General features: G+C 35.5%; 8 protein-coding genes. 5 read left to right on the top strand and 3 right to left on the bottom strand.

Annotation, left to right across the window (positions count from 1 at the left end; all coding sequences use genetic code 11):
* The first annotated feature begins 151 nt into the window (after positions 1–151).
* The 5 genes from B9N71_RS03965 to B9N71_RS03945 all read left to right on the top strand — a co-directional run bounded on the left by B9N71_RS03965 (position 152) and on the right by B9N71_RS03945 (position 7,447).
* Positions 152–1,666 (top strand): ATP-binding protein, encoded by a 1,515-nt coding sequence (locus B9N71_RS03965; protein ID WP_208610427.1) that lies wholly within the window; start codon positions 152–154, stop codon positions 1,664–1,666.
* A 15-nt stretch (positions 1,667–1,681) separates the two neighbouring features.
* Positions 1,682–2,383 carry a response regulator gene (locus B9N71_RS03960; RefSeq protein WP_034914423.1) on the top strand — a complete coding sequence of 234 codons (702 nt, stop codon included), beginning with the start codon at positions 1,682–1,684 and terminating at the stop codon, positions 2,381–2,383.
* A gap of 717 nt (positions 2,384–3,100) precedes the next feature.
* Complete coding sequence (locus B9N71_RS03955) at positions 3,101–4,642, top strand: hypothetical protein (protein ID WP_085164259.1); 1,542 nt, start codon at positions 3,101–3,103, stop codon at positions 4,640–4,642.
* Positions 4,643–5,444: 802 nt separating this feature from the next.
* Complete coding sequence (locus B9N71_RS03950; protein ID WP_208610426.1) at positions 5,445–6,308, top strand: RNA ligase family protein; 864 nt, start codon at positions 5,445–5,447, stop codon at positions 6,306–6,308.
* Positions 6,305–7,447 carry an AAA family ATPase gene (locus B9N71_RS03945; protein ID WP_085164257.1) on the top strand — a complete coding sequence of 381 codons (1,143 nt, stop codon included), beginning with the start codon at positions 6,305–6,307 and terminating at the stop codon, positions 7,445–7,447. The genes B9N71_RS03950 and B9N71_RS03945 overlap by 4 nt, the downstream gene beginning before the upstream one ends.
* 139 nt (positions 7,448–7,586) lie before the next feature.
* Here the strand turns inward: B9N71_RS03945 and citG are convergent, their stop codons facing one another.
* The 3 genes from citG to B9N71_RS13395 all read right to left on the bottom strand — a co-directional run bounded on the left by citG (position 7,587) and on the right by B9N71_RS13395 (position 11,852).
* Complete coding sequence (gene citG, locus B9N71_RS03940; protein ID WP_065589430.1) at positions 7,587–8,480, bottom strand: triphosphoribosyl-dephospho-CoA synthase CitG; 894 nt, start codon at positions 8,478–8,480, stop codon at positions 7,587–7,589.
* A 99-nt stretch (positions 8,481–8,579) separates the two neighbouring features.
* On the bottom strand, positions 8,580–11,621 hold the full coding sequence (locus B9N71_RS13480) for a DNA translocase FtsK 4TM domain-containing protein (RefSeq protein WP_085164255.1): 3,042 nt from the start codon (positions 11,619–11,621) through the stop codon (positions 8,580–8,582).
* A gap of 105 nt (positions 11,622–11,726) precedes the next feature.
* Positions 11,727–11,852: a hypothetical protein gene (locus tag B9N71_RS13395; protein WP_279626692.1), complete on the bottom strand. Its 126-nt coding sequence runs from the start codon at positions 11,850–11,852 to the stop codon at positions 11,727–11,729.
* Positions 11,853–11,910: the final 58 nt, after the last annotated feature.

The following is an 11,910-nucleotide window of genomic DNA, read 5'->3' as shown; positions in this document are numbered from 1 at the left end:
TATGGTTTTAAAGGATATATGTTTTTTTATGCTGTGATACACTTATTTGGACTTAATTTGAAAAGAAAATACAAAAATGCGAAGGAAAATCCACTTATCGTTTACCACAAAACTTTTTTTATCGCTTTTGTTTTTTTCGTTGATTGTTCTTGTGCTATTACAAAGCTATATTTGGAACACAACTGAAATAAATTTGTATCGAAGTTTGGGCGAAAAAGCGCAAATTCAAGCAAAAGAGTTATCTGTTTTACCAAGTTTAATTGAATATGTCAAAGACAAAGATACAAATAAAATAGCAAATTTAATCACAGATATATTTAAACAAAGTGATGCAAGCTATATTGTTATTGGCGATGCTAATGCTAACCGTTTATTTCATACAGCTAATAGCCCCTTAGATTCCCCCATGGTAGGAGGGGATAATCAAGAGGTTCTTAACGGTAATAGTAGCATCACTATTAGTGAGGGTTCTCTTGGTTTAGCATTAAGGGGGAAAGCTCCAATTATTGAAAACGGTAAGATTATTGGTATAGTCTCGGTCGGTTATATGATTGATGGTATTTATGCATTGCATATAAAACAGTTTATACCGTTTATCATTTTTTGTTCTTTGTTATTCTTAGCATTATTTATCTTTTCATATTGTTTTTCAAAAGCAATTAAAAAACAGATGTTCAATTTAGAGCCTAAAGTAATCGCACTACTGGTAAAAAGCCAAAAGTCGATCATGGAATCGATTTTTGAAGGTGTTATCGCCATTGATCTTAATTATAAAATTATCAATATTAATCAATCTGCTCGCACAATGTTAGATATTAAGATAAATGATGACGAGTTACATAAACATGATTTAAGCGAATTTATCACCTCAAGTGACTTTATCTACAAAAAAGAAAATCAAACTGAAGACATACACGATCATATATGCTATTTCAATAACATGATTGTTATTGCCAGCCGAGTTCGAGTGGTTATTGATGATAAAATTCAAGGCTGGGTAATTACTTTTCGTAATTTTGATGATATTAATGTATTAAGTATGCAATTAACGCAAGTAACACAATATGTCGATAATTTACGCGCATTAAGGCATGAACATCTTAACTGGTTAGCAACGCTATCAGGTTTAATATATATGAAACGGTATGATGAAGCGCAATCATTTATTGCATTGCATTCTGCCGATAACCAAAGTAATTTAGACTTTATTACCAAACATTTTAATGTGCCGGCTATATGTGGTTTATTAATTGGCAAATATTCAAAAGCACACGAAATTGGCTTAAATCTAGTATTTGATCCAGCATGCCAATTAAATGCATTACCTTCACTTATCACCGAAATAGAATTTATGTCAATTTTAGGAAATTTGCTTGATAATGCTTTTAATGCTAGCTTAAAAAATGATCGTGGTGATAAAACCATTTATCTCTATCTAAGCGACGCAACAAATGAAGTTGTATTAGAGGTAACTGATCAAGGCTGTGGCATTGATGAAAATATTCGCGATTCAATTTTCGAACCTGGCGTCACATCGCAAGAAGGTAAAGAACACGGTATTGGTTTACACCTTGTTTCGACCTATATAAAAAAGGCCAATGGTTATATTACATTTGAAGATAATACCCCTTATGGAACAATTTTTTCTGTATTTATACCTAAATAATAAAAAGGCAATTATATGAATCAATTTCAAGAAGATAATATCAAAGTGCTTATTGTTGAAGATGAGCCAATTTTAGCAGAACTAAATGCAGAGTTTATTCAAAAAGATACAAAGGTTAAAGTAATTGGAATAGCTTCAACACTAGAAGAAGCTAAAATAATGGTAGAAAAACTAAAACCGACCTTAATATTACTCGATAATTATTTACCTGACGGCAAAGGAATAGAATTATTTGAATACATCATAAATAATCATCTAGATTGCTATGTTATTTTTATTACAGCCGCAAGTGATATGGATACTTGTAGTAAAGCGATTCGTTATGGCGCTTTTGACTACTTAATAAAGCCCGTATCTTACCAAAGGCTAAAACACTCGCTTGAGCGTTTTGAACTATTTTTATACCGACAAAGCCTACAAAAACATGTCAATCAACGAAAAATAGACGAACTTTTCAATTTGCAAACTAAAGATTTTGTTGATATGAACCGCCACTCCAAAGGGATTGAAGAAATCACACTACAAAAAGTCAAAGACTTATTTATGCAAACCGATAAAGCACTCACTGTTGACGAAATAGTCGAAAAAGCCAATATTAGCAAAACGACCGCTAGGCGATATTTAGAATATTGTGTACAAATCAAATTATTAACAGTCGAACTTAATCATGGAAAAATTGGACGACCAGAAAGGCTATATAAACGTTTAGGGAAATAGTATTTTATCTGTTTCAGATAAAATACTAGCTTTGAAAACATACCTATTTGAGTTTTTTTCAGTTATTGGTACTAGTAATAAAGGAAAAAACAGCTTCTATAACAACCAAATACCTATATCTACCTTATTTTGGCGTTAGAATACGCAGCAACTGAGTAAGGTAGTACGCCAAACAAGGATGTTTGGATCGGATGTTACCACCGATACTACTCATTTCCCCAAAAGGGAAAAATATTTAAAACCACTACTTCAAACAATACCACTGTCCTCTATAACTGTCTGATTTAATTAAAAAAAACGAAATAAAAAAATTCAATAAAATCAATACTCTACCTGAAGGTTTTTAGAGCAAAAAATCTAACAATACCACAAGATTAATATACTCGCTTTACCATGGGGTTTAAATGTGCCAATAGCTAAGCGAGGTTATTCCACTAAATAGGGTGAGCTGGAATGTAGGTGTAGATATTAATAATTTCACCAAATCTCAAAATGACGGAAACATAACACCCTATTTTAATTATAAAATTAACCTATCTATAAAACCGAATCGTTTTCATCTTTACATTTCTTTACAAAAAAGTCCGCCAAAAAACTAGCCAACTATTTTTTAAACGGCTATACTCTTATTGCTATAGGAAAATAAGCGAATAATTATAAAAAATCCAAATAAAACAAAATATTACTTGACACGAGGAACGTAATGCAGTATCATTTTTGGCACAAGGCACAAGGCACAAGCACTGGCTAACCTACGTCTTAAATTTATCAAATAACCCTATTCGACGAGTTTTTGCACGAAACTCATTTATATCTTCGAAATTATCCATAAAATTATTTTCAAAAGTTCCATTGGTATTAGCGCTATTGTTGTTATTGCCATACTCTTTTGAATCGCAGGCATTATCGGCCACGACTTCTGAGCGCATTCATGGTACTGCGCCTTATTTAACTTTTGATGGCGGTGTTACTAAAGTGACTAAAACAGATGACTTATTAACTATTAAATTATCAAATGGACGAACATTCACACCGCAAAATAATCCTCCATCATCGACAGTGCCAATCGAGTTACCTAATATAGGGGATACTTTGGCTAATATCGATATGATAGTCCAGCCAGCTGATTCAGTGAGCTTAAATGATTTGGTGACACAGGGTAAATGGGGCGATGATGATGGTGATAATCAGGTAACGGCAATGGGGAATATATCGGTATCATTTACGGATAAAAATGGTAATACCGTTAGTCGTCGTGATGCATTAGATATTTGTAAGGCACCTTATAAGATAACATTAAGTAGTACGGGAGGTAGTTTAGCAACGCAGTATGGCGTGCCCAAAAGTAGTACTTTCAGTGAAGGTACTGCGGTGTATTATATCACTCCGCCGCCACAACCAGTTATTTGTTCGGTCAGGCCGAATTTGCTATATGGTGGTACGACTGGTATCGATTCTAACGACAATCCTAAATTTGCTGGCCCATCTAGCATATGGAGTACTACTAAGGGTTTTCTAACTCAATCTACAAGTTCATCATCTTACGATTTAAATTTCCCAACTACAGGTGCGCATAATTTATATTTTGATTTACTCATAAGTGGAGTAGATATAAATGAATTGACATGGGCACCTGTCACGCATGAGGGAATTACTGCAACAGTGGCAAATGTTGTACCTAATGATAGGTGGATTCCTAATTGGGATAAGGGAAAAGCCGTAGCTCGTGTTAGGCTAACAGGTCCAGAGGCAAGAAATCAATGGAACAACCCTAATCCTAATCGAATAGCTAAGCCAAGGTTACCAAAAACCTTTGAGTTAGTGGGAAAGGATCGTAGTAATAATGTAGTGGTAAGGTATGGATTTAAGTTAAAGCAGTGGTTTGTTAACCGAGGAAGTAAATACGATACAGTTCCTGTTCAAACAACATGGTGTAGTCGTTTGGGGTATCGTCTTTCGCAGGTAAGAGATTTAACCAATGCAGTCAGAACAGCTAGTGTTCCTATTTCTGGCGCCACGCCTTCTTCAGTTTGGAATGGTTACCAGCGTCGAATTGGAGCTGGATTTTTCACGGAGTGGGGCTACATGTCTCATTATGCTGATGCGGACTTCGCCTACAGCACCCACTCCCACTATGGTTACTGGATGAGTGATGCCATATCTAACAGTCAGTTTTATGTCTACTCCGACACAGGCTATATCAATAGCAATAACATGGGTGCCACCTTCGGCTATTATGCTGTTTGCACCACACCTTAGTTTTTAGCGTTTAGTCCTTAATCCTTAGGGCGAAGGGGCGATTCTGGTACAAATAGAGGTAATCTAACAAAGAACCCAGCCCTCGCTCAGTTGGACGCTGAGCAGGTATGACTGCATTAATGACTGAAAGTCAAAAAATGCTCCCGACCGACTACGCATAGGCATGGTTGGCATTAAAAGGGTAAGTTTTAAATGTAATGTTTCGGATGTTGACTCTAGCGTTATTTATTTTCCCAAAAGTTAAAACGTCCGAAACTTAACCTCATCCACATAGACTTTACTTAAATACAAAATCCCCAAAAACGGACTATAATTATTTAATTCTATTAAAAAATAACCAATAAAAATTTAATAAAATCAATTGAATATCTAAACTGTTTTATAGAAAAACATTCCGATTTTTCACAACACTTAAAGGTTAATATAGTCATTAATCTAGCATTAGAATAAGCCCAGAGCTGATAAAGGGTTGTAGCAAAAATAGTCAGTTAGAGTGTTGATTTTATTTGTATTTTTTGCAAAAACAAATAATTTATAATTAGTTATTTCCATAAATGATTATTTATTATAATTAAACTTGACAAAGCATGAGCAACTGTTGATAATAGCGCCGTTTTTTTAACCTGAATTTTTTGTTATAGCGAGGTGGCAAAATGCCTGTAGTTAACACTTTATCTTAATGCCGACTTGGTATCTTCTATCATATTGTCTTTTGCTTAGTATTATCTAAGCCCTTTCGTTGCAATTCAATCTATAGATTTTTGCCTTGTCGGTTTTCCCTTATTTTTTTGGAGAAAACATTATGACAATGGAATCTTATATTCAAAATTTAGAATTAATTAAATATCCACGAACACCGCACCTAGAAAGCTCACGCTTACAGTTTGGTGATAGTGAACATGGACAACGTCCTTATAAGCAATTAGCTGGTCAATATATCGTTATTGAAGAAAAACTTGATGGAGCAAACTGTGCTATTAGTTTTTCAGCTAGTGGTGAGCTGTTGCTTCAATCTCGAGGACATTACTTAATAGGTGGTTCACGAGAACGCCAATTTAACCTTTTAAAGCACTGGGCTTGCGTGCATGAATATTGGTTACTTGAGCGTTTAGAAGATCGCTATATCCTTTATGGTGAATGGTTACACAAAAAACATGCTATTTTTTATGATGCTTTACCGCACTATTTTTGTGAGTTTGATATTTGGGATAGACAACAAAACTGTTTTTTATCTACCCTAAAGCGACATCAATTATTAGCTGATGGTCCTGTTTTATCGGTACCTGTGTTATTTGCAGGGATTGCACCTTCTAAATTGAGCGATTTATTGGCGTTAGTCAAACCATCTTTGGCTAAAACCGCTAATTGGCGTACTTGCTTTGAACAAATCGTGATGCGTGAAAAGCTTGACTTAAGCAAAGCTTGGCAACAATGCGATAACTCTGACTTGATGGAAGGGTTATATCTTAAAATCGAATCGGAAGAACAAACCATTGATCGATTAAAATGGGTTAGGCAGGATTTTGTTCAGGCGATTTTAGATGCAGGGCAACATCATAGTGAACAGCCTTTTATTCCAAACCAATTGGCTCAAGGTGTTGAGTTATATACACCTCAATTAACAGTGAATTGGAATAATGGATGCCTAAACGGGGGTAAATTATGAATTACCAAGTACTAAAACAACAAATAGCAAGTACGTTGGCAACAGATGATTTTAGCCCATGGTTAACCTGTATTCCTGAATTGAATAGTTTGATAATAACGCCACAAGATCCCTCGCATCATGGAGAGGGGAACGTTTGGGTTCATACGCAAATGGTTGTGCGTGCATTATTAACGCAAGAAGAGTTTACCAACGCAACAGAAGATGAGCAGTTTGTATTATTTATGACTGCTTTATTACATGATATCGCTAAGCCAGAAACCACCGTCATAGATGAGTTGACAGGTAAAATTACACAACCAAGGCATTCCAAAAAAGGCGAGATCCGTAGTCGTATATTATTATGGCGAATGGGGGTGCCATTTGATTTGCGGGAACAAATCTGCCGAATTATTAGTGTACATCAAGTGCCTTTTTTTGCTTTAAGTGATGGCGTAAGAAATAAATCACCCGAATATTTAATTCACCGCTTATCGTGGCAATTGCCTATTTGGATGTTGTGTTTGCAAGCTAAAGCAGATATGGAAGGTCGTATTTGTGCTGATAAACGCCGAGCGCTTGATGAAGTTGAACTCTTTAGGCAATTGGCACTTGAAGAAGGGTGTTTATATCAACCTCGCCAATTTGTTGATGATTATACTCGTATCGAATATTTTCGAGGTAGTAATGTATTACCCGATTATGCATTATATCCCCAAGTAGGATCTAAGGTGATTATGCTAGCTGGTTTACCTGCATCGGGTAAAAATAGTTGGGTGAGTAAACATTATCCAACATGGGATGTTGCTTCTTATGATGATGCTAGATCTGAGCTAAAACTAAAGCACGGTGAAAACGAAGGGGTGGTTATTCAGTTTGTGTTAGCAAAGGTTAAACAGTGGTTAAGAACAAAACAACCTTTTATTTGGAATGCGACCCACTTATCGCAAGAAATGCGTCAAAAAGCACTCGATTTGCTTTATGCTTATCATGCGAATGTGGAAATTGTCTATCTTGAACAACCAGAAAAAGAGTTGTATCGCCGTAATTCAGCACGAGATACTACGTTGCCAAATAAAGCAATTCAGCGGTTATTAAATAAATGGGAAGTTCCATTACCGACTGAAGCACATAAGGTGAGTTATTTTATTAATCAATAATTATTACTCATCTTTGGTTATATTAATTGGGGCCGATATTAAAGCCCCAAAATTAATTGGAGAATAGTGTTAAATATTAAATTCTGTTATTTTTAATTACTTTTTATATCAATAAATCTTATCTTTTTATTGTCTTGTTTTATCCATTATATTGAGACAAAAACCAAGTAATCGCAATTAAATCCGCTGATCCGCCAGGGCTTAAATTACGTTTTATTAATTCACTATCAAGATGATATAAATTTTCTCGTACTTTGGGATTGATTACGCCACCTTGTTTGATGAGTTTTTTTGCTTGTTCTTGGACAAAGGTCAAACCATCAAGTCCACCTCGTGAAACTACATTAGTGTCTTGATTAAAAGCAAGTAAATGTAACATCGCTTGTAATAAGCAAGTTTCTTCATCATAGCCGTTCTTTTGCATTTGTTGAAAGATAGGCAGAGAGATATTTCTAACTGTTGCATAACCTGATTCTGCTTCTCCTCTTGCTCCTGTAAGGTTATGGAGTTTAAATAGCTTTTCACCAACAGAATTTGTTAGATTATTTTGTTTTAGCTCGCTTTGAACAATGCCTTGGCAAATGGATGAAACTTCGTTACAAATGCTTTGTATATTGATTGGTAAGTTTAATTGCTCTAACTTGCCAATAGCGCCGAGCAGCAAACCAAAGGCAAATATCCCGCCTTTATGAGTATTAACTTGATTGGTGGCTTTAAACATCGCTTGTTCGCAATTAATACCAATTGGTCTAATGCCAGCTAAAAAAAGTTGATTTTTATGCAAAGCTGATATTTTACCATATTGGTAGAAACGTTCAAACCAGACACAAATAGCACTAATACTTTGAATAAAGGTCTGGAAATCCATATCACGATGTGCACCACTATTATTCATATCAACTAATCCGGGTTTTGGTGATAAGCAAATTTCTTTGATTAATGCTTTAGTTGCTAATTGCGCTGGTAAACATCGGTTAGGGTCATTATTGAGTTGTAATTCTAATAATGCTACTTGCTGAGAATAATCACTCATTACTATTGGTTACCTATAGGGATTCGATTTAATTAATTTGCATGATGCTATGATGTAAACACCAAGCCACTCTTTTAAATGGATTGGTGTGTGATAAAACTAATAATCGTTATGTGTTGATACAGCTAGTACTTCCCGATTTCCATTATGGCTTGGGGCGCTAATAATGCCTTCTACTTCCATTTGTTCGACAATTCGGGCTGCTCGGTTGTAGCCAATTCTAAATTTTCGTTGTACGCTAGAGATAGAAGCCCTTCGTGTTTCTATGACAAAAGCAACAACTTGGTCAAATAATGGATCGAATTCTTCATCTGACGAGTTGGAATTGCCATTTTCGCTATCATCGGTTGCAACTGTGACATTTTCAACGTATTTTGGTGTGCCACGTGCTTTCCAATCTTGCACAACGGCGTGCACTTCTTCATCACGCACAAATGCACCGTGAACACGAATTGGAATGGAGCTATTAGGGGCTAAATAAAGCATATCTCCCATACCAAGTAATGATTCTGCTCCCATTTGATCTAAAATAGTGCGAGAATCAATTTTGCTTGATACTGTAAAAGCGATACGAGTTGGTATATTCGCTTTGATTAAGCCCGTAATGACATCCACCGATGGACGTTGTGTGGCTAAAACTAGATGAATACCTGCTGCTCGCGCTTTTTGAGCAAGCCGAGCAATTAGTTCTTCGACTTTTTTACCGACAGCCATAATCAAATCAGCAAATTCATCGACCATGACCACAATATAGGGTAATTTTTCGAGTGTTGGCATATTAAGATCCATACTATCAGTTGGTTTCCAAAGTGGATCGGGAATTGGTCTGCCCATTTGTTCTGCTAGTTTTATTTTTTCGTTATAACCAGCAATATTACGCACACCTAATGCTGACATTAGACGATAGCGTCGTTCCATTTCGTTAACACACCAATTTAATGCATTAGCGGCATCTTTCATATCAGTAACCACTTGTGTTAATAAATGTGGTATTCCTTCATAAATAGATAACTCTAGCATTTTGGGGTCAATCATAATAAACCTGACATCTTCAGGTTGCGATTTATATAAAATGCTTAAAATCATCGCATTAACACCAACTGATTTACCCGAGCCAGTAGTACCAGCAACAAGTAAATGAGGCATTTTAGCAAGATCAGCAACCACTGATTGCCCAGCGATATCTTTCCCTAATACGACAGTTAACGGCGATTGAGCATCTTTAAATTGAGGGCTGTCTAAGACTTCTCTAAAATAGACTGTTTGACGATTTTTATTGGGCAATTCAATACCTACATAAGGTTTTCCCGGAATAACTTCAACTACACGAACCGATGGCATTGATAATGATCGTGCTAAGTCACGATCTAGCGTTGAAATTCGTGCCGCTTTGATACCTGGTGCAAGTTCAATTTCAAATCGAGTAATCACCGGTCCCGGTAAATAATCAACCACTTTTGCCTTCACTCGATAATCCGATAAACTTTTTTCAATCAGTTCCGACATTGCGTTTAAGGCACCATGATCGACTTCGATTCGAGCTGTTGGTGGCGCAGTTAATAAGTTCAGTGACGGTAGTGGCGTAGTCGGTTTAGGTAACGGTTTATCATTACGTCTTAATAACGGATGAATTAAGCTATCTTCGTCATTTTCATTGAAATGATTATGTTGAATATCTTCAACACGATCTTCTTCAGGATAGATATCGTCAATAATTGGATTTGCTTTTTTTAGAGCTTCAGTGTCAACATATTCTAGTTGCTCTACGTCTGCTTTCACTTCTTTTATTTCAGTTTCAGTTTCAGTTTCAGTTTCAGTCTCTGTATCTGTTATGTTTTCTATATCTTCTATAGATGCAGTGTCTTTTGTACTTGTAATAACCTGTGGTTCTTGAATAAATGGTTGTTTGGTTTCAGTTGTTTCTATAGCTGAAAGGTTGATGGATGATTCAAACGGTGTTTGTTCATTAGTAAAATTAATTTTGGGTTCGTTGTGTACTGATGTAAACAGTGGTTTACTTGGTGCATCTGAAATTGTGTATTTTTCTGATTCATCAAATGGTAGTTTTTCTTCTGATTTTTGTGTTTGTATTACCTGTTTTATTTGTTCTATTGATGAAGACAAGGTTTGCTCTTGCTCTGGAGTAGCTTTGTTTCCATTCATGTTTTGAATAATTGATTCAAGGCGAGATAAAATCTCGTTAGGATCGAGCTCTTTATTTGGTGGATTATCACTTGTTAGGGGCACTGTTGTTGACTGCGGTACTTGAGTATCTTTGTGGGATGAATTGATTAATTCATCGGTTGTTTTTATTGAGATTGTTTTATCGTCAGCCGATATGATGGTATTTGCAGTCTGATTTTGAATTGTTTCAGCACTAGAGATAGCATTTGATGTTGGAATGATATTGATATCATCATCTGATTTTTTATCTAGTTTTGTATCAAAAGGTATTGTAAATTGAGGCTCTTTTATTTCCTCACCAGTCTGCGCTATTGATTTTTCATTTTGTGGATCTGGTTGTTTAAGTTTATTGGCTGTGCGAGGCTTAATTAACCATCTGATCGGTAGTAGTAAAATCATGACAAAAGCACCTAATTTCTCAATTAGATTTAACCATGATAATCCAGTTAATAATGTGACACAGGCCAAGCAAGTTCCAAGAAGAATTAAGGATAAAGTAATGCTATCTATAATTGGTAAAAGGCTTTCGATGACTATCGCACCTAAATAACCGCCTGCTTCAAATTGTTCAGAATCAGCAATATTTAAAGTAAAAAATCCTGTAGCACTAAATATAAATGCTAACACACCAATAATCCGAAATGAAAGACTAAAGTAGTTTATAGGATCATTAGCATGTTTATAAAAATAAACGATTGACTGTAAACAAATAAAAATAGCGATAAAAGGTAGGCTATAAGCAATAAAGCCTAAAAATTGAAACAGAACGTCACAGATGTATGCACCAACATAACCACCAAAATTACTAATAGGATAGTGCCAAGCTGTACGAGACCAACCTGGATCGGATGGATCGTAACTGAACTGCGATAGAAATAAACAAACAGATAAACCTATTATTGTTAGTAGAATCAATTGAGTGATGATCTGTTTTTTTGTAATTTTGGGCTTTTTCAAACAAGTACCTAAAAACTATTGCTATTAAAATAGCTGGCATTTTATCATAAATTGTGCTTGCTCACAGAGCCAATACTGTTTAAAACGCAATTTATTGTTGGGTTATTATGCAACAGGAAGTAGGCTAGTTTTAAATCTTATACCATTTTGTACATATCGTTGTGCATTAGTGATATTTGCTGTAATTTCAGCTTTAGTTAATTTGCGGATAATTTTTGCGGGTGATCCCATAATTAAACAACCTTCTTCATGAGGTATGGTATGTGTTACTAACGAGTTGGCGCCAACA

Source organism: Gilliamella bombi (genome assembly GCF_900103255.1).
Taxonomy (GTDB): Bacteria; Pseudomonadota; Gammaproteobacteria; order Enterobacterales; family Orbaceae; genus Gilliamella; species Gilliamella bombi.
This window is presented reverse-complemented; position numbering and strand designations above follow the sequence as displayed.